The organism is Variovorax palleresanus, from assembly GCF_051144945.1.
GTDB lineage: Bacteria > Pseudomonadota > Gammaproteobacteria > Burkholderiales > Burkholderiaceae_C > Variovorax > Variovorax paradoxus_S.
The window spans coordinates 1,954,033-1,972,651 of record NZ_JBJNVP010000002.1 but is presented as its reverse complement, the minus strand read 5'-3'; the positions used below and the strand labels follow the sequence as shown (position 1 = coordinate 1,972,651).

17 protein-coding genes are annotated in these 18,619 nt (G+C 65.0%); 10 read left to right on the top strand and 7 right to left on the bottom strand.

Annotation, left to right across the window (positions count from 1 at the left end; all coding sequences use genetic code 11):
- Window positions 1-15: 15 nt before the first annotated feature.
- From ACJ7Z0_RS13125 to ACJ7Z0_RS13100, 6 genes are all read right to left on the bottom strand, one after another.
- Complete coding sequence (locus ACJ7Z0_RS13125; protein ID WP_434790199.1) at window positions 16-897, bottom strand: SEL1-like repeat protein; 882 nt, start codon at window positions 895-897, stop codon at window positions 16-18.
- Complete coding sequence (locus ACJ7Z0_RS13120; RefSeq protein WP_434790198.1) at window positions 898-1,512, bottom strand: hypothetical protein; 615 nt, start codon at window positions 1,510-1,512, stop codon at window positions 898-900.
- Between the two features lie 174 nt (window positions 1,513-1,686).
- Window positions 1,687-2,871, bottom strand: a complete 1,185-nt coding sequence (locus tag ACJ7Z0_RS13115) for an acetyl-CoA C-acyltransferase (RefSeq protein WP_434790197.1) — start codon at window positions 2,869-2,871, stop codon at window positions 1,687-1,689.
- Between the two features lie 51 nt (window positions 2,872-2,922).
- Window positions 2,923-4,743 (bottom strand): bifunctional isocitrate dehydrogenase kinase/phosphatase, encoded by a 1,821-nt coding sequence (aceK, locus tag ACJ7Z0_RS13110; protein WP_434790196.1) that lies wholly within the window; start codon window positions 4,741-4,743, stop codon window positions 2,923-2,925.
- A 4-nt stretch (window positions 4,744-4,747) separates the two neighbouring features.
- Window positions 4,748-5,524: a carbonate dehydratase gene (gene can, locus ACJ7Z0_RS13105; protein ID WP_431127227.1), complete on the bottom strand. Its 777-nt coding sequence runs from the start codon at window positions 5,522-5,524 to the stop codon at window positions 4,748-4,750.
- A gap of 39 nt (window positions 5,525-5,563) precedes the next feature.
- On the bottom strand, window positions 5,564-5,962 hold the full coding sequence (locus ACJ7Z0_RS13100; protein ID WP_369654496.1) for a MerR family transcriptional regulator: 399 nt from the start codon (window positions 5,960-5,962) through the stop codon (window positions 5,564-5,566).
- Between the two features lie 120 nt (window positions 5,963-6,082).
- Between ACJ7Z0_RS13100 and ACJ7Z0_RS13095 the strand changes: the two genes are divergently transcribed.
- From ACJ7Z0_RS13095 to ACJ7Z0_RS13070, 6 genes are all read left to right on the top strand, one after another.
- Window positions 6,083-7,162 carry an MBL fold metallo-hydrolase gene (locus tag ACJ7Z0_RS13095; RefSeq protein WP_434790195.1) on the top strand — a complete coding sequence of 360 codons (1,080 nt, stop codon included), beginning with the start codon at window positions 6,083-6,085 and terminating at the stop codon, window positions 7,160-7,162.
- A gap of 9 nt (window positions 7,163-7,171) precedes the next feature.
- On the top strand, window positions 7,172-8,482 hold the full coding sequence (locus tag ACJ7Z0_RS13090) for a leucine-rich repeat-containing protein kinase family protein (protein WP_434790194.1): 1,311 nt from the start codon (window positions 7,172-7,174) through the stop codon (window positions 8,480-8,482).
- Window positions 8,479-9,390 (top strand): pseudouridine synthase, encoded by a 912-nt coding sequence (locus tag ACJ7Z0_RS13085; protein ID WP_434790193.1) that lies wholly within the window; start codon window positions 8,479-8,481, stop codon window positions 9,388-9,390. Before ACJ7Z0_RS13090 ends, ACJ7Z0_RS13085 begins: the two co-directional genes overlap by 4 nt.
- A gap of 75 nt (window positions 9,391-9,465) precedes the next feature.
- A complete protein-coding gene (locus tag ACJ7Z0_RS13080; RefSeq protein WP_434790192.1) occupies window positions 9,466-10,236 on the top strand; it encodes an SDR family oxidoreductase in 771 nt (256 codons plus the stop codon).
- Between the two features lie 652 nt (window positions 10,237-10,888).
- On the top strand, window positions 10,889-11,581 hold the full coding sequence (locus ACJ7Z0_RS13075) for an HAD family hydrolase (RefSeq protein WP_434790191.1): 693 nt from the start codon (window positions 10,889-10,891) through the stop codon (window positions 11,579-11,581).
- Window positions 11,582-11,677: 96 nt separating this feature from the next.
- The gene (locus ACJ7Z0_RS13070; protein WP_434790190.1) at window positions 11,678-12,007 is read left to right on the top strand and encodes a thioredoxin family protein; all 330 of its coding nucleotides are present in this window, start codon (window positions 11,678-11,680) and stop codon (window positions 12,005-12,007) included.
- Between the two features lie 3 nt (window positions 12,008-12,010).
- Here ACJ7Z0_RS13070 and ACJ7Z0_RS13065 read toward each other — a convergent pair whose 3' ends face one another.
- Window positions 12,011-13,039: an AraC family transcriptional regulator gene (locus ACJ7Z0_RS13065; RefSeq protein WP_434790189.1), complete on the bottom strand. Its 1,029-nt coding sequence runs from the start codon at window positions 13,037-13,039 to the stop codon at window positions 12,011-12,013.
- 141 nt (window positions 13,040-13,180) lie between these two features.
- On the opposite strand from ACJ7Z0_RS13065, the gene ACJ7Z0_RS13060 reads away from it, so the two are divergent.
- The 4 genes from ACJ7Z0_RS13060 (at window position 13,181) to ACJ7Z0_RS13045 (ending at window position 18,612) form a co-directional block, all read left to right on the top strand.
- Window positions 13,181-14,353, top strand: coding sequence for an isovaleryl-CoA dehydrogenase (locus ACJ7Z0_RS13060; protein ID WP_431127247.1), 1,173 nt, complete (start codon window positions 13,181-13,183; stop codon window positions 14,351-14,353).
- Between the two features lie 159 nt (window positions 14,354-14,512).
- Window positions 14,513-16,183 carry an AMP-binding protein gene (locus ACJ7Z0_RS13055; protein WP_434790188.1) on the top strand — a complete coding sequence of 557 codons (1,671 nt, stop codon included), beginning with the start codon at window positions 14,513-14,515 and terminating at the stop codon, window positions 16,181-16,183.
- Window positions 16,180-17,805: a carboxyl transferase domain-containing protein gene (locus ACJ7Z0_RS13050; RefSeq protein WP_434790187.1), complete on the top strand. Its 1,626-nt coding sequence runs from the start codon at window positions 16,180-16,182 to the stop codon at window positions 17,803-17,805. The genes ACJ7Z0_RS13055 and ACJ7Z0_RS13050 overlap by 4 nt, the downstream gene beginning before the upstream one ends.
- Before the next feature lie 15 nt (window positions 17,806-17,820).
- A complete protein-coding gene (locus ACJ7Z0_RS13045; RefSeq protein WP_434790186.1) occupies window positions 17,821-18,612 on the top strand; it encodes an enoyl-CoA hydratase/isomerase family protein in 792 nt (263 codons plus the stop codon).
- The last annotated feature ends 7 nt before the right edge of the window (window positions 18,613-18,619 follow it).

Genomic DNA, 18,619 nt, shown 5'->3' with positions numbered 1-18,619 from the left:
CCGCCAGGGATGACCTCAGACTCCGCTCAAGTCAACACATGCCTGCAAGGAAAACCGCGAGTTCTCGAGCTGGTTTGCGAGATGCACCAGCCCCTCGGAATCGATGCGTCGCGCCTCGGCACGCAGGAGTCTCAGCATGTTCTGTGGCCCATCAGTCACGCGTGACTGGGCATGGATCGACAGCCAGCAGTACAGTCTTGTGAGATCGGCAGAATCGGTTGACCATCGCTGTTGAAAATACGATACGAGCCCGTCGACGTCGTGAGCGTATCCATCTCGGCGAGCCGCAAGTTCCAGGGCCAGTCCGCGCTTCGCATCCTTGGTCATCCCGTCGATACCTAGGATCAGACGACGTCCTAGCTGCAACTGGCACTCCGCGTGCCCGCGTTCGGCACCCTGAATCAACCATTTCCTTGCCATTTCGGAGTGTTCGGCCGACAAACGTGAGCGCTTGACTTGGCTGACAAGCCCGGTCATCAGACACATTGCACCGGAGTCGCCTCGCTCTGCGAGGGCTAGCAACCGATTCATCGGCTTCTCGAGCGGGTAGACGAAGCCGCCGTCGGGCTGAAGCACCTGCAAGGCGAGGTGCGCCAGCTCGAGCCCTTCGCCAGCCAGCTGTCTCCATCGCTTTTCGCGTTGACCGATACCAGCCTCGCTCGGGTAGCGACGGCTGGGGCGATTCCATTGGGACAACTCGCTGAACAGTTCCCGCTCGTAAGCGGCCCGCCGTTCGGCGCTTAATAGTTCAGCATGTTGAGTGTCGAACGCGTGCAAATCTCTGCGAGGAAAGTATTCGCGCGTCGATTCGTACAGCAGCATGGCGCTCGCGGCAAAAAAAACGATTCCCGCAAGCAGCGCGGGCCACGGCAGCGAGCGACGCTCACGCGCTGCCATTCAACGGATTGCCACAGCGATTTCAACGTCGGCAGGACACGCCCGACTAGGTCCCCGCCATCCGATAACCGATCTCTCCGTGGAATCGCGCGCCAGCTCGTACCCATGATCGTAGAAGTCGGCTCCACCCGGCACGGCCAGTCGAGTTTGAACACGGCGGCCGATCAAGCGTTGTGTGCGCGCGGAATCCGTGTCACAGAATCGACGACCTGCGACTTGCAATTGGAGTCTGCACACAGTGCCCGTACTCGCTTGAAGTTTCCAATAACTTCCGAAAACGGATTGACTTGGTGTATTCACGGCAACAGGGGAGCTGTCGCCTTCCTTTTTATTTGGATTTTCTTTATCAATGCGAACGGCGAGGTATTTTTCGATGCCTTCAGGATTGCATAAGACGGCTGCACCTTCGCGGCCTAGCGCTGCCAGCCTCAAGAGCAACTCATCGGCGTCGGCGACTGCAAGATCAACGCGAGATCTCGGTAGCGCAGCAAGCAATATCAGAATTGCTGCCACAACCAAGGGAAGTATTTTCAAGACGCCGGGCAATCGACGCAAGAATTTTCCCGAAGCCGCCCAATAGGTCGACGCACGCTCCGCCCCTCTCTTCTTGTTCATTCTTTTCCCTGAATTCACGCTGCGCGCAGCCTCTGTCATTCTGTGGCAAAGGCTGCGCGCAGATGGTATCAGGGAATCAGGAGTAAAGAAATAACTTCGCGCTTCCGATAATTAACAATTGTCATTAATTAATCAAACGACAATGAATGTGAAAAATCAACAATAAATGTCAATTTAAATTAATTCGAGCGCCACGGCCGTGCCTTCGCCGCCGCCAATGCACAGCGTGGCCACGCCGCGCTTCTTGCCGCGTGCCTTCAGCGCATGGATCAGCGTGACCATGATGCGCGCGCCGCTGGCGCCGATCGGGTGGCCCAGCGCACAGGCGCCGCCGTTCACATTGACGATGTCGTGCGACACGTCGAGCTCGTGCATCAGCGCCATCGGCACCACCGCGAAAGCCTCGTTCACTTCCCAGAGATCGACGTCCTTGACGGTCCAGCCCGTCTTCTTGAACAGCTTGGCCACGGCGCCGACCGGGGCGGTGGAGAACCACTCGGGCTGCTGCGCATGCGTGGCATGGCCGACCAGGCGCGCGATGGGCTTGGCGCCGATCTTCTTCGCATGCGACTCGGTCATCATCACCAGCGCGGCGGCGCCGTCGTTGATCGACGAGCTCGATGCGGCGGTGATGGTGCCGTTCTCTTTCTTGAACGCGGGCTTGAGCGTGGCGATCTTGTCGAGCTTGACCTTGCCCGGGCCTTCGTCGATGGAAATGACTGTGTCGCCGCCGCGGCCCTTCACGGTGACGGGCGTGATCTCTTCCTTGAACGCGCCGGACTCGGTGGCCGCCTTGGCGCGCTGCACGCTGGCAATGGCGAAGGCGTCCTGCTGCTCGCGCGTGAACTTGTACTTGGCGGCGCAGTCTTCGCCGAAGGTGCCCATCGAGCGGCCCGGCTGGTAGGCGTCTTCCAGGCCGTCGAGCATCATGTGGTCGAAGATGCGGTCGTGGCCCATGCGGTAGCCGCCGCGGCCCTTGAGCATGAGGTAGGGCGCGTTGGTCATGCTTTCCATGCCGCCCGCGACGATCACGTCGTGCGTGCCGGCCAGCAGCAGGTCGTGCGCGAGCATGGCGGCCTTCATGGCCGAGCCGCACATCTTGCTGAGCGTGACCGCGCCCGCGCTGTCGGGCAGGCCGCCCTTGTAGGCCGCCTGGCGCGCCGGCGCCTGGCCCTGGCCGGCCATCAGGCAGTTGCCGAACAGCACTTCGCCCACGCTGTCGGGCGCAATGCCCGCGCGCTCGACGGCGGCCTTGATGGCGGCGCCGCCGAGGTCGTGCGCCGAGAGGGAAGAAAAGTCGCCCTGGAAGCCCCCCATGGGGGTGCGGGCGGCGCCGACGATGACGATGGATTCAGGCATGGTGGTCTCCTTCGGAAAGTTGAAAGTGGTCGTCGTGGACCGGGGACTCAATCAGAAATGGGTCGCATGGCCTTCATGCTGGAAGCGCTGCGATTCTTCGTACGGGAACACGTCGAGCATCTGGCCGGCCTCGATGCGTTCCTTGTGGTGCTGCCAGAAGGCAGCGTCGAGCAGGTCGGCATGGTGCGCCATGAAGGCCGCGCGCACGTCGCTGTTGCCGAGCAGGAAGGGTTCGAAGGTTTCTGGAAACACGTCTTTCGGACCGACCGAATACCAGACCTCGCCGCTCATCTCGTCTTCCTCGTTGCGCGGCGTAGGCACCTTGCGGAACTTGCAGTCGGTAACGTATTCGATCTCGTCGTAGTCGTAGAACACGACCTTGCCGCCGCGCGTGACGCCGAAGTTCTTCCACAGCATGTCGCCCGGGAAGATGTTGGCGGCGACCATGTCCTTGATCGCGTTGCCGTATTCGATCACCGCATGCTCCAGCTGCTCCTTCGCTCGCTTGGCATGGGCCGGGCTTTCGGGGTGGGCCAGCGTGTCGAAGGCTTCCTGCAGGAAGATGTTGAGCGGGATCATGCGGCGCTCGATGTAGACGTGCTTGAGCACCAGCTCCATCTCCCCGTTGCCGTCGCGGTCGCCGATCTCTAGCTGGCTGGGCGCGAACTTCCGGATCTCCTCGATCAGCTCGGGCTCGAAGCGGTCGAGCGGAAAACCCACGTCGCTGTACTCCAGCGTGTCGGCCATGCGGCCCACGCGGTCGTGCTGCTTCACGAGCATGTACTTGCTCTTGATCTGCTCGCGCGTGGTGTCCTTCTGCGGCGGATAGAAGTCCTTGATGACCTTGAACACGAACGGGAACGACGGCAGGTCGAACACGAGCATGACCATGCCCTTGATGCCGGGCGCGATGCGGAAGCGGTCGCTCGAGTAGTTCAGGTGCGAAAGAAAGTCGCGATAGAACAGCGTCTTGCCCTGCTTGGCCAGGCCCAGCGCGTTGTAGATTTCCGCGCGCGGCTTGCGCGGCATGAGCGAGCGCAGGAACTGCACGCAGGCCGACGGCACTTCCATGTCGACCATGAAATAGGCGCGTGCAAAACTGAAGAGCATCTGCAGGTCGTCTTCGCCGAAGAGCGCCGCATCCACGTAGAACTTGCCATGGCTGTCATGCAGGATGGGCAGCGAGAACGGGAGCTCGACAAAGCCGTTCATGATCTTGCCGACCACGTAGGCGCCCTTGTTGCGATAGAACAGGCCTGAGAGCACCTGCAGCTGGAAATTGGCGCGCAGCTTCACCTGGTGAAAGCGCCCCATGATGGCGTGCGCCACGCGCTCGGCATCGCGCCGCTTGTTGGCAAAGCCGCCCTGCAGGGCGTAGTCGTCGAGCATCTGCTCGATGGTGTCGGCCAGCGTGTCGTGCGAGGGGTAGTAGGGCCGGTAGGTGGGCGCGCCGCGCGGCTCGATGTACTCGGTGCTGATGGCCGGGCGAACGAAGATGAAGTCGTTCTGGAAGTAGGCGCGGTGCAGGATCTTCGTGGTCACCGAGTTGAAGAAGCTCTCGGCCAGTTCGGGCTGGTGGTGGTCCACCAGCAAGCCGATGAAGTGCAGCTTGACCTGGTGCCACACCTCCATCGGCTGGTCGCCAGCCTTGAACTCTTTTTCGAGGCGGGCCACGGCCTCGTTCACGCGCAGGTCATAGAACTCGATGCGTTCCCGCTGCGCGCGCTGCTGGCCGTGCCAGTCCGCCGTTTCGAATCGGTGCTTGGCGCGTGCCGATTCAGCGCGGAACAGGCTGTAATGGCGATTGAATCCATCGATCATCGCCTTGGCGATGTCGTAGGCCAGCGGTGAATCGAGACGCTGCGGGAACATGGCTTCAGCCGGGTTTCGCTTCGGTGCCTTCGCCGACGGGGGTGTTGGCCTCGCCAGCCGGAATGACTTCGATGACCTCGGTGCCGTCGGACCCGGCCTGCGCGGACGGCGAGATACCCAGCGGCTTGCTCCACTTGTAGCGGATGCGCTGCACCGCGGCCTTGTACACCGCGTCGAGCGGCTTGGCGCCGTCGACATTCAGCCCCAGGTCTTGCAGCAGCCCATCGTGCACGCCAAAGGTCCAGCCGTGGATCTTGACCTTCTGGCCGCGGCCCCAGGCATCGACCATGACGGTGCTGACGGCCACGTTGACCACCTGCTCGGCCACGTTGAGTTCGCACAGCGCGTCGACGCGCACGTCTTCGGGCAGGGTTTCGAGCATCACGGCGTGGCGGTCGCGCACGTCCTGGATGTGGCGGATCCAGTTGTCGGCCAGGCCGATGCGCTTGCCGCTGAGCGCCGCCTTGACGCCGGCGCAGCCATAGTGGCCCACCACCATGATGTGTTCGACCTTCAGGTGCTCGACCGCGAATTGAATGGCCGAGAGCGCGTTGAGGTCGGAGTGCACCACGATGTTGGCGACGTTGCGGTGCACGAACACCTCGCCCGGCTCCAGGCCGGTGATCTGGTTGGCGGGCACGCGGCTGTCGGAGCAGCCGATCCACATGTAGCGCGGCGTCTGCTGCTTCACCAGGCTGGTGAAGAAGCCAGGCCGGTCGCGTTCCATCTGTGCGGACCAGGCACGGTTGTGGGCAAACAGGTCATCAAGAGTGTCGGACATGGGCGTGATTGTCGATGAGTCGTGATTGGGTGCGGTATATCAGGCCGTCCTGGCCGCCTTCTGCGCCTTGGCCAGGGTCGCGCGGCCCTTCTTCTCGTGCTCGCGCACTTCCGCCAGGTTGGCCTGCAGCTCGGCCAGTTGGGCTTCGAGCTGGGCGCGGTGCGCGCCGAGCACGCCGAGAAACTTCTCGAGCTGCGGCACGGTGTCGCGCGGGCTGTCGTACATGTCGAGGATTTCCCTGGCCTCGGTCAGGCTCAGGCCCAGGCGCTTGGCACGCAGCGTGAGCGTGAGCCGCGCCCGGTCGCGCGCGCTGTAGATGCGCTGCATGCCGGAGCGCTCCGGCGTCAGCAGCCCCATGTCTTCATAGAAGCGGATGGCGCGCGTCGTGAGGTCGAACTCCTTCGCGAGCTGGCTGATGGTGAAAGTCTGCGCGGACATATGGCTGCGGTCTGTCTGGAAGCCGTCTGTGGGGGCGTTGCGGGCGCGACAGCAGGTTTGCCCCGCGCTCCCTACAATGGTGCCCTTAACACATGACGTTTACGTAAACGTCAATCTTACATGAACCTCCTCGAACGCGAACTCCACTACCCCCTGGGCGACACCCTGCCCGCCCCCGGCGAAGCACTGGAAGTCGCGCCGGGCGTGCGATGGATCCGCATGCGGCTGCCGTTTGCGCTCGACCACATCAACCTCTGGCTGCTGCGCGACAGCATCGACGGCGTCGAGGGCTGGACGGTGGTCGACTGCTGCATCGCGCATGACGAAGCCCGCGCGCAGTGGGAGCAGATCTTCGAGACCCAGCTGCAGGGCCTGCCGATCCTGCGCGTGATCGTCACCCACATGCACCCCGACCACATCGGCCTGGCCGAGTGGCTGTGCACGCGCTGGAATGCGCCGCTGTGGATCAGCTCGACCGACTACCACGTGGCCCGCGTGCTGAGCACCAACGGCGACACGCTGGCGGGCGGCGATGCCGCGGCGAGCTTCTTTGCCTCGCACGGCCTGACGGATCCCGCGGCCGTCGCCAAGATCCGCGCGCGCACCAACTACTACGCCAACATGGTGCCCTCGGTGCCCGACCGCTTCACGCGCATGCTGGACGGCGACACCGTGGCCATCAACGGCCACGCCTGGCGCTGCATCAGCGGCTATGGCCACGCGCCCGAGCACATCGCGTTGTACTGCGACGAGCTGAAGCTGCTGCTGGGCGGCGACATGATGCTGCCGCGCATCTCGACCAACGTGAGCGTGCACGCGGGCGAGCCCGAAGCCAACTCGCTGCGGCTCTTCCTGGACAGCATCGACAAGTTCAAGGCGCTGCCGGCCGATACGCTGGGCCTGCCATCGCACGGCAAGCCGTTCACGGGCATTCACCGCCGCGTCGACCAGCTGCAGGAGCACCACCGCGACCGCCTGGCCGAACTGCTCGAAGCCTGCACCGCACGTCCGCTGACCGCGGCCGAGGGCCTGCCCATCCTCTTCAAGCGCGAACTCGACCTGCACCAGATGACCTTTGCGATGGGCGAGACGGTGGCGCACCTGCACCTGCTGTGGTTCGCGGGGCAGGTCAGGCGCGAGCTGGGCGCCGACGGCATCTACCGCTTCGGTGCCGGAGCCGCCGCGGCGCAGGCACTTTAGACTCGGTGGATGGACACGCTTGCTGAGCTGCGCGCGGGCCGGCTGGCAGGCGCAAAACGAATCGATCTCTCGTGCGGACTCACCGAGTTTCCGCGCGAGATCTTCGACCTGGCCGATTCGCTCGAAATCCTGAACCTCTCGGGCAATGCGCTCGATTCGCTGCCCGATGATCTGCACCGGCTGCATCGCCTGCGCGTGCTGTTCTGCTCCGACAACCGCTTCACCCGGTTGCCCGACTCGATCGGCCAGTGCCAGACGCTGGAAATGGTCGGGTTCAAGGCCAACCACATCGGTGCCGTGCCCGCCGCGGCGCTGCGGCTGCCGTTGCTGCGCTGGCTGATCCTCACGGACAACTTGATCGAGAGCTTGCCCGAGGCGCTGGGTCAATGCGGCGCGATGCAGAAGCTCATGCTCGCCGGCAACCAACTGCGTGCGCTGCCGGATTCGCTGGCGGGCTGCAGCCAACTCGAACTGCTGCGCATTTCCGCCAACCGTTTCGAGGCGCTGCCTCCATGGCTGCTCTCGCTGCCGCGCCTCTCGTGGCTCGCGGGTGCGGGCAATCCTTTCGATGCACAAGCCGAAGATGCGGCCATCGCCGCGCTGTCGGTGCCGCACGTCGACTGGCGCGAACTGGCGCTGGGCCCGAAGCTCGGCGAGGGGGCTTCGGGGGTTATCCACCAGGCAACGCTGGGCTCGGCGATGCGGCCGGTGGCTGTCAAGCTCTTCAAGGGTGCGGTGACGAGCGACGGCTGGCCGCACAGTGAAATGGCCGCCAGCATCGCAGCCGGTGCACACCCGACCCTCGTTGCCGCGCAGAGCAGGATCGACGGGCATCCGGACGGTGCCGAAGGCCTGGTCATGGCACTGGTGGACCCATCGTTCCGCACGCTCGCCGGGCCGCCGAGCCTTGCCTCTTGCACGCGCGACGTCTATCCGGCCGACGCGCAATGGACCTCCGGCGTGGCGCTGCGCATCGCGCGCGACATCGCCTCCGCCATGCGGCACCTGCATGCGCGAGGCATCCTGCACGGCGACCTCTACGCGCACAACATCCTCTGGAGCGCGCAGGGCGGCGGGTTGCTCGGCGACTTTGGAGCGGCCTGGATGACCGGCGCGCTCGACCCGGCACAAGCCGAGGCGCTGCAACGGCTGGAGATGCGCGCCTTCGGCTGCCTGCTCGAAGAACTCCTCGCGCATTGCAGCGATGCGCCGCCGGAAGCCATGGCTGCCCTCAAAGACCGCTGCATGCAAGCCGACGTGGCGGCGCGGCCCTTGTTCAGCGAGGCGCTGTCGCTGCTGCAGAACGAGCTCTCGCAATGACGAGCCCTCGCTTGCCGCTGCCCACGCGCGACGGCGTCGGTCCGAGCTGCGTCGGCCTGCCGCAAGGCTCGTGGCCCACCATTGCCGAGTTCTTGATGGCGCGCTTTCCCGCGATCACGCGCGAAGCGTGGATGGCGCGCATCGAGGCCAACGACGTGATCGACGAACACGGCGTGCCCGTGACCGCGCAGCGCCGCTACCAGGCGCCGCTGCGCGTGTACTACTACCGCACGCTCGATGCCGAGGTGCGCATTCCCTTCGACGAGCAGGTGCTGTTCCAGGACGACCAACTGGTGGTGGTCGACAAGCCGCCGTTCCTGCCCGTGACGCCGACCGGCAAGTACTTGCAGGAAAGCCTGCTGGTGCGGCTCAAACGCAAGCTGAAGCTCGACGACCTGGTGCCGCTGCACCGCATCGACCGCAGCACGGCGGGGCTGGTGCTGTTCTCGGTGCGGCCCGAAACGCGCAGCGCCTACCAGGCCATGTTCCCGGAGCGCCGCATCGCCAAGCACTACGAAGCCGTGGTGCCATGGCCGCCGGGCGTGTCGTCGGTGCCTGGCACCTACCGCAGCCGGCTGGTGGACGACGAACATTTCATGCGCGTGAAGGAAGAGGAGGGCGAGCCCAACTCCGAAACGCGCATCGTGGTGAAACGGGCCGAGGGCGGCCATGCCCTGCTCGATCTTTCGCCGGTCACCGGCCGCAAGCACCAGCTGCGGGTGCACTGCATGGCGCTGGGCATGCCGATCGTGAACGATCCGATCTACCCGACGCTGCTGCCGCAGGGCAGCGACGACTTCGACAAGCCGCTGGAGCTGCTGGCCAAGTCGGTGGCGTTCCAGGACCCGGTGAGCGGCGAGCTGCGCAGCTTCACCAGCCCGCGAAGCCTGTCGCTGCCGCCAAGGTGACGCTGCGCCGGCGTGCGGCGCACTAAGCTCGTTTCCTGGAATTTTTCGTCAATTCATTCAGGAGACACCGGCACCATGGACACCACCCAACTCTTCTCGCTGAAGGGCCGCAGCGCCCTGATCACCGGCGGCTCGCGCGGCATCGGCCGCATGATCGCCGAAGGCTTCCTGGCGCAGGGCGCGCGCGTGTACATCTCGGCCCGCAAGGCCGCGGCCTGCGACCAGACCGCCAAGGAGCTTTCGGCCTTCGGCCACTGCGTGTCGCTGCCGGCCGATGTGTCCACGCTGGAAGGCGCGCAGGCGCTGGTCGACGCCTATGCGAAGCATGAAGACTCGCTCGACATCCTGGTCAACAACGCCGGCGCGGCCTGGGGCGCGCCGTACGACGAGTTTCCTGAGAGCGGCTGGGACAAGGTGGTGGACCTGAACCTGAAGACACCGTTCTTCTTGACCCAGGCGCTGACGCCGATGCTCAAGAAGGCGGCGACCGACCATCTGTCGAAGGTGATCAACATCGCATCGATCGACGGCATCTCGGTGAACCCGCAGGAGACCTACTCCTACGCCGCGAGCAAGGCCGGTTTGATCCAGCTCACGCGGCGCATGGCGCTGCGGCTTGCGCAAGACCGCATCGTGGTGAGCGCGATTGCGCCGGGTGCGTTTGCATCGGACATGAACAAGCTGGCGCGTGATCATGGCGATGAGGTGAAGGAACGGATTCCTGCGGGGCGCATCGGGACGCCTGAGGATATGGCTGGGGCGGCCATCTATCTGGCTTCGCGGGCGGGGGACTATGTGATGGGGTCTACGTTGGTGGTGGATGGAGGGGTGACGCACGCGCGTTGATCGGTGTTTTCTTTTGAGTTCCGAGGCCGGGACTCGCCCCGGCGGGCGACCTACTTTTCTTTGCTTCGCCAAAGAAACGTAGGCAAAAGAAAGGCGACCCCACTGTCTGCGACCCTTCGCTTCGCTGCGGGCAACCTGCGGTGCTCGGGTTTCGCGGGGTCTCGCAGAACTCGCTTCGCTCAAACAGCTGCGAGCCCTGATCCGCGAAACCCTGCGCTCCTCGGCGCATACAGAGGGGCTTGGAGACCGAACGGGCCTTTGCTTCGCTCGGCCACCAACCACCGCAGGCGCTGCGCGCCTGCGGTGGTTGGTATTGGCTGTTTGGTATTGGAGGTTGCTCCCGGCCGAGCGAAGCGAAGGCCTGTCTCGTCCCCACCCCTTCTGTATGCGCCGAGGAGCGCAGATGGAGGCGGGATCAGGGCCGCAGCTGTTTGAGCGAAGCGAGTTCTGCGGACCCCGCCGGAGTCGAGCACCGCAGGTTGCCCGCAGCGCAGCGGAGGGACGCAGACAGTAGGGGTCGCCTTTCTTTGCTTACTTTCTTTTGGCGAAGCAAAAGAAAGTGAGTCCGCCGCCGGGCGGATATCCCGGCCTCGGGAAGCAAACAAGCCCAATTGCTACCATCGTCCCCAAATCCGAACAAAGCCAAACAAAGATGCCCTCATTCCCCTTCGCCGCAGTCCTCTTCGACTGCGACGGCGTCCTAGTAGATTCCGAACCCATCACCAACCGCATCCTCGCCGAAATGCTAGGCGAACTCGGCTGGCACCTCACCACCGAAGAGTCGATGAACACCTTCACCGGCAAGGCCGTGAAGGACGAAACCGCGCTCATCGAATCCAAGACGGGCGTCCGGATCACCGAAGAGTGGCTTAAAGCATTCAGGGCCCGCCGCAACGATGCGCTCGAACGCGACCTGACGGCGATTCCCCATGCTCCCGCGGCCATCCGCGAAATACACGCGAAGCTCGATGGCCGCATTGCCTGCGCCTCGGGCGCCGATCGCCACAAGGTCGAGCTGCAACTGGCGAAGGTCGGCCTGCTCGATTGCTTCGAAGGCCGTATCTTCAGCGGGCACGAAATGCCGCGCTCCAAACCTCACCCCGATGTGTACCTGGCCGCGGCCGCCGCCCTTGGCGTCGATCCGAAACGCTGCGCGGTGGTCGAGGACACGGTCACCGGCGCGATGGCCGGTGTCGCCGCCGGCGCCACGGTGTTCGGCTACAGCACGGGCGAATCGGGCCACAGCGGCCCCGAGGCGCTGCGCAGCGTCGGCGCGCTGCAGGTGTTCAGCGACATGAAGGAACTGCCCGCGCTGTTGGCCGCGCACGGCTTGCAACCGGTCTGAAAATTACAGGCCGAAGAACCAAGCCCCTGTCGCAGGCAAGCCCGCCGGGTTTCTGCTGCAATGGCGGCAAAGTAAGTCCACAAGGAGCCAGATCGCATGACTTCCGAGTACAAGACCGAGCAGCCCGACCGCGCCGAGATCGATGCGCTCGCGGGCCCCGCCGTGGTCGAGTTCGGCACCAACTGGTGCGGCATCTGCAAGGCCGCGCAGCCGAACATCGCCGAGGCCTTTGCCAAGTACCCCCACATCAAGCGCATCAAGGTCGAGGACGGCAGCGGGCGTCCGCTGGGCCGTTCGTTCAACGTGCGGCTTTGGCCTACGCTGGTGTTCATGCGCGACGGACGGCAGGTCGCCAAGCTGGTGCGGCCGGAAGACAGCCAATCCATCGCCGACGCGCTCGCACTCATCGACGCGCCGGCGGCCTGAGCGCTACTTTCCCTGCTGCCGGAAATCGCGCGGCGCGTGTCCGGTCCATTGCAGGAAGGCGCGCGAAAAACTCTTTTCGTTCCTGAAGCCGACCGACAGCGCCACCTGCTTGATGGGGCGCGTGGTCCGGCGCAACAAGTCCACCGCCATCTCGTGGCGCACCTCGTTCTTCAGCATCTGCATCGACGTGCCTTCCTCATGCAGCTGGCGGTGCAGCGTGCGGCTCGACACGTTGAGCAGCGTGGCCAAGGCCTCCGCGGTGGTGGCCTCGCTCGCGCGTGAACGCAGCAGCTCGCGCACGCGCTGCCCCAGCAGCCGGTCGCGCCGGTACTGGAGCACCGTGAGCGGCAGCGCCCGCTTGAGCATGGTGCGCAGCGCGCGTTCGTCGCGCTGCAGCGGCAGCGCGAGGTACCGCTCGTCGAAGCTGAAGCTGGCCTCGGGCGCATCGAAGCGCACGTCGGCCGTGAACATCAGCGGGTAGGCGTCGCGGTGCTGCGGCGCCGCGAACGGAAACGCGGCGTCGCGCAGCGAAATGCGCGAGTCGATGGCCCAGCAGACGTATCCGTGCAGGAAGCGCAGGGTGGTCACCAGGCAGAACTCGCGAAACGCCTCGTCCAGGGGGCGGTTCTCGGTGATGCGCAGCGTAGCGATGCCGCCGGACACTTCCAGCGCCAGCGCGATGTCGTCGGTCAGCAGGCGGTGGTGGCGGCACCAGCGCTTGATGGCCACGCCCAGGTCGGGCGAGGTCAGCGAGGCGCGGCACAGCATGCCGTAGCTGCCCCAGGGCAGCCGCCGGGAGAACCAGCCCAGGGCCTCGTCGTCGAGTTCCTGCATCGCGTGGCCCGACAGCGCCTCGAACTGCGCGGCCGTCACCCGCGCATCCGGTCGGGCCAGTTCACGCGGCGTGATCTGTGCCGCCTGCAGGGCTCCCGCCGGATCGGCGCCGTAGTGCTCGTAGCCCTGGACGATGGCTCTCACGAAGGCCATCGGCGTGGCGGCGCGGGCAGATCGGAGGAAAGCGGGCGAAGTCATGGATCGGTGGATCAGGCGTGGCGCAATTTGCAACCATTGTGGCGCCAATTGCGGCGCGGCGAGGCGTAAGCTGCGTTTCTTCCAAGCGCCAATCCGCGTGGGACAGCCTGCGCGCCGACCCCCTCAGAGGAGACAAGACACATGCACGATCCCGGCCTGAACTTCGACCTGGGCGACACCATCGACTCGCTGCGCAGCGCCATCCAGGACTTTGCCGCGAACGAAATCGCTCCGCGCGCCGCGGACATCGACCGCGACAACCTGTTTCCGCACGACCTGTGGCAGAAGCTCGGCGAGCTCGGCCTGCACGGCATGACGGTGAAGGAAGAATTTGGCGGCACCGAGCTGGGCTATCTGGCGCACATCGTGGCCATGGAAGAAGTCTCGCGCGCTTCGGCGTCGGTGGGTCTCTCGTACGGCGCGCACTCCAACCTGTGCGTGAACCAGATCCATCGCAACGGCAGCGAGGCGCAAAGGAAAAAGTACCTGCCCAAGCTGGTGAGCGGCGAGCATGTGGGCGCGCTGGCGATGAGCGAGCCCAACGCCGGCTCTGACGTGGTGAGCATGAAACTCAAGGCCGAGAAGAAGAACGGCTACTACGTGCTCAACGGCGGCAAGATGTGGATCACCAACGGCGGCGATGCCGACACGCTGGTGATCTACGCCAAGACCGAACCCGAAATGGGCGCACGCGGCATGACGGCCTTCATCGTCGAGAAGAGCTTCAAGGGCTTCTCGGCCGGCACCAAGCTCGACAAGCTCGGCATGCGCGGCTCCAACACCTACCCACTGTTCTTCGACAACTGCGAAGTGCCCGAAGAAAACGTGCTTGGCGGCGAGGGCATGGGCGCCAAGGTGCTGATGAGCGGCCTCGACTACGAGCGCGCGGTGCTCTCGGGTGGCCCGCTGGGCATCATGGCCGCCTGCATGGACGCGGTGCTGCCCTTCATCCACGAGCGCAAGCAGTTCGGCCAGAGCATTGGCGAATTCCAGCTCATGCAGGGCAAGCTGGCGGACATGTATTCGACCTGGCAGGCCACGCGCGCCTACGTGTACGCCGTGGGCAAGGCCTGCGACCGCAACGACCATGCGCGCACCTTCCGCAAGGACGCGGCGGGCGCGATTCTCTATTCGGCCGAGAAGGCGACGTGGATGGCCGGCGAGGCGATCCAGGCGCTGGGCGGTGTGGGCTACACCAAGGACTTTCCGGTGGAGCGGCTGTGGCGTGATGCGAAGCTGTATGAGATTGGTGCGGGGACGAGCGAGATCCGGCGGATGCTGATCGGTCGCGAGCTGTTCTCGGAAACTGCCTAGGATGAATCGCGCTGTCCCCTCTTGCTCCCTCTCCCTCTGGGAGAGGGCTGGGGTGAGGGCAGCAGCGATCGAGTCGAGCGCCGCGCTTCATCGAGGGCCGGCGCCCTCACCCCAACCCTCTCCCCCAGGGGAGAGGGAGCAAGACCAGGAGACAAGACGATGCCACTGACACAGAGCATGGCCCGAGGCGCCACCAACGTCCCCCTCATCGAGCAAACCATCGGCGACTTCTTCGACGACATGGTCGAAAAGCACCCCGATCGTGAGGCCCTCATCAGCCGCCATGAAGGCAAGCGCTACACCTACCGCGAGCTGCAGGCCGAGTCCAACAAGCTCGCCAGCGCATTGCTGAACCTGGGCCTCGAGCCGGGTGACCGCGTGGGCATCTGGTCGCACAACAACGCACCCTGGGTGCTGATGCAGATCGCCACAGCCAAGGCCGGCCTGGTCCTCGTCAACATCAACCCGGCCTACCGCACCTCCGAGCTCGAATACGCGCTCAACAAGGTCGGCTGCAAGGTGCTGGTGACGATGGCGCAATTCAAGACCAGCGACTACCTCGGCATGCTGCGCGAACTGGGCCCGAAGCGCCTGCCGCAGCTGCAGCACACCTTCTGGATCGACGGCAAGGCCGCGGCAGATGTCGAAGAGCCCGGCATGCGCCGCTTCAGCCAATTGCTTGCGAGCGGGGATGCGGCCGACCCGCGCGTGGCGCAGGTGCAGAAGACGCTCAAGGCCACCGACCCGATCAACATCCAGTTCACCAGCGGCACCACGGGCTTTCCGAAGGGCGCAACGCTCACGCACCGCAACATCCTGAACAACGGCTTCTTCATCGGCGAGTGCATGAAGCTCTCGCCGGCCGACAAGCTGTGCATTCCGGTGCCGCTGTATCACTGCTTCGGCATGGTGCTCGGCAACCTGGCCTGCCTCACGCACGGCGCGGCCATCGTGTACCCGAACGATGGGTTCGACCCGCTCACCGTGCTGGAGACCGTGCAGGCCGAGAAGTGCACCGGGCTGCATGGCGTGCCCACGATGTTCATCGCCGAGCTCGACCATCCGCGCTTCAAGGAGTTCGACCTCTCCACGCTGCGCACCGGCATCATGGCCGGCTCGCCGTGCCCCATCGAGGTGATGAAGCGCGTGGTGAACGAGATGCACCTGAGCGAAATCACCATTGCGTACGGCATGACCGAGACCAGCCCTGTCAGCTGCCAGAGCAGCACCGACACGCCGCTGGACAAGCGCGTGTCCACGGTGGGCACGGTGCAGCCGCACCTCGAGGTGAAGATCATCGATCCCGAAACCGGCGCCATCGTGCCGCGCGGAACCTCCGGCGAGTTCTGCACGCGCGGCTACTCGGTGATGCACGGCTACTGGCAAGACGAAGAAAAAACCCGCGAAGCCATCGACGCCGAGCACTGGATGCACACCGGCGACCTCGCCACCATGGACGCCGAGGGCTACGTCAACATCGTCGGCCGCATCAAGGACCTGGTGATCCGCGGCGGCGAGAACATCTACCCGCGTGAGATCGAAGAGTTCCTGTATCGCCATCCCAAGGTGCAGGACGTGCAGGTGGTCGGCCTGCCCGACAAGAAGTACGGCGAAGAGCTGTGCGCCTGGATCATCGTGAAGCCGGGCCAGGCCGCGACCGAAGACGAGATCCGCGATTTCTGCAAGGGCCAGATCGCGCACTACAAGGTGCCGAAGTACATCCAGTTCGTCACCGCGTTTCCGATGACGGTGACCGGCAAGATCCAGAAATTCAAGATCCGCGAAGCGATGGCGGAACAACTCGGCCTCGAACAAGAAAAGACAGCATGAGCAAACTCGAAACCAAACTCAACGCGCGATCGGCGGACTTCCAGGCCAACGCCGCCGCAATGCGCGCGCTGGTCGACGACCTTTACCAGCAGTTCGCGAAAGTGGAGCAGGGCGGTGGCGAAGCCGCGCGTGCCAAGCACACGGCACGCGGCAAGCTGCTGCCGCGCGACCGCGTGGCCGAGCTGCTCGACCCCGGCACGCCGTTCCTGGAGATCGCGCCGCTGGCCGCGCATGCGATGTACCTCGACGCGAAGGGGGCTGAATCGGCACCTGGTGCAGGCCTCATCGCCGGCATCGGCCGCGTGAACGGCGTCGACTGCATGATCGTCTGCAACGACGCGACGGTGAAGGGCGGCACCTACTACCCGATGACCGTCAAGAAGCACCTGCGCGCGCAGGAGATCGCCGAGCAGAACCGCCTGCCCTGCATCTACCTGGTCGACTCGGGCGGCGCCAATCTGCCGAACCAGGACGAGGTGTTTCCCGACCGCGACCACTTCGGCCGCATCTTCTACAACCAGGCCAACATGAGCGCCCAGGGCATTCCGCAGATCGCGGTGGTCATGGGCTCGTGCACGGCAGGCGGCGCCTACGTGCCGGCGATGAGCGACGAGTCGATCATCGTGAAGAACCAGGGCACCATCTTCCTGGGCGGCCCGCCGCTCGTGAAGGCGGCCACCGGCGAGGTGGTCACGGCCGAAGACCTGGGCGGCGGAGACGTGCACACGCGGCTTTCGGGCGTGGTGGACCACCTGGCGCAGAACGACCTGCATGCGCTGGCGCTCGCGCGTTCGGCGGTGGCCAATCTCAATGCAGTGGCAGCCGCGCAAGCCACTGCGAAGACCGAGATGCGCGAGCCTGCATTCCCTCGCGAAGAACTCTACGGCGTGATCCCGACCGACACCCGCAAGCCCTTCGACGTGCGCGAGATCATCGCGCGCATCGTCGACGGCAGCGAGTTCCACGAGTTCAAGCAGCGCTTCGGCGCCACGCTGGTCTGCGGCTTTGCCGAGATCGAAGGCATGCCCGTGGGCATCATCGCCAACAACGGCATCCTGTTCAGCGAGTCGGCGCAGAAGGGCGCGCACTTCATCGAGCTGTGCTGCCAGCGCAAGATTCCGCTGGTGTTCCTGCAGAACATCACCGGCTTCATGGTGGGCCGCAAGTACGAGAACGAAGGCATCGCGCGCCACGGCGCCAAGATGGTGACGGCGGTGGCCACCGCCAACGTGCCCAAGTTCACCATCATCATCGGCGGCAGCTTCGGCGCCGGCAACTACGGCATGTGCGGTCGCGCCTACAGTCCGCGCTTTCTCTGGATGTGGCCCAACGCGCGCATCAGCGTGATGGGCGGCGAGCAGGCCGCGAGCGTGCTGGCCACGGTGAAGCGCGACGGCATCGAGCTCAAGGGCGGTAGCTGGAGCAAGGAAGAGGAAGAAGCCTTCAAGGCGCCGATCCGCCAGCAGTACGAAGACCAGGGCCATCCGTACTACGCGACGGCGCGGCTGTGGGACGACGGCATCATCGATCCGGCGGATACACGGCGTGTTCTGGCGCTGGGCCTGGCGGCTGCGCGCAACGCACCCATTCCAGAGCCGAAGTTCGGCATCTTCCGCATGTGACAGAAGGGACGCGGCATGAGCACTTTCACCAAGCTGAACCTCACGATCGAAGGCGCCATCGCACGCATCTGGCTCGACCAGCCCGATGCGCGCAATGCCTTCGACGACGTCGTGATCGCCGAGCTGACGCAGGCCTTCACCGAAGCCGGCGCCGCGCCGCAGGTGAAGGCCATCGTGCTCGGCGCCAACGGACCGGCCTTCTGCGCAGGAGCAAACCTCAACTGGATGCGCCGCATGGCCGACTACACGCGCGACGAGAACGTCGCCGACGCGGGCAAGCTGGCCGAGATGCTGCGCGCCATTGCCGAGTGCCCCAAGCCCACCATCGCGCGCGTGCAGGGCGATGTGTACGCGGGCGGCATGGGGCTGGTCGCGGCCTGCGACATGGCGGTGAGCGTGGACACGGCATGGTATTGCCTCAGCGAAGTCAAGATCGGCCTCGTGCCCGCGACCATCAGCCCGTATGTGCTGCGCGCCATGGGCACCCGCGCTTCGCAGCGCTACTTTCTCACGGCCGAGCGCTTCACCGCCGCCGAGGCGCACCGCATCGGATTCGTGCATGAAGTCGTCGCTGCCGACGCGCTCGACGCCAAGCTCGACGAGCTGGTGAAGGCGCTCACCGGTGCCAGTCCGGCCGCCGTGCGTGCCTGCAAGCAACTGATCGCCGACGTGGACGGCCGCGAGATCGATGACGCGCTGATCGCCAGGACCGTGGAGGGCATCGCGGACATACGCGTCAGCGATGAAGGCCGCGAAGGCGTCCAGGCTTTCCTGCAGAAACGCAAGCCGTCCTGGCTGGGCCACTGAGCGCATG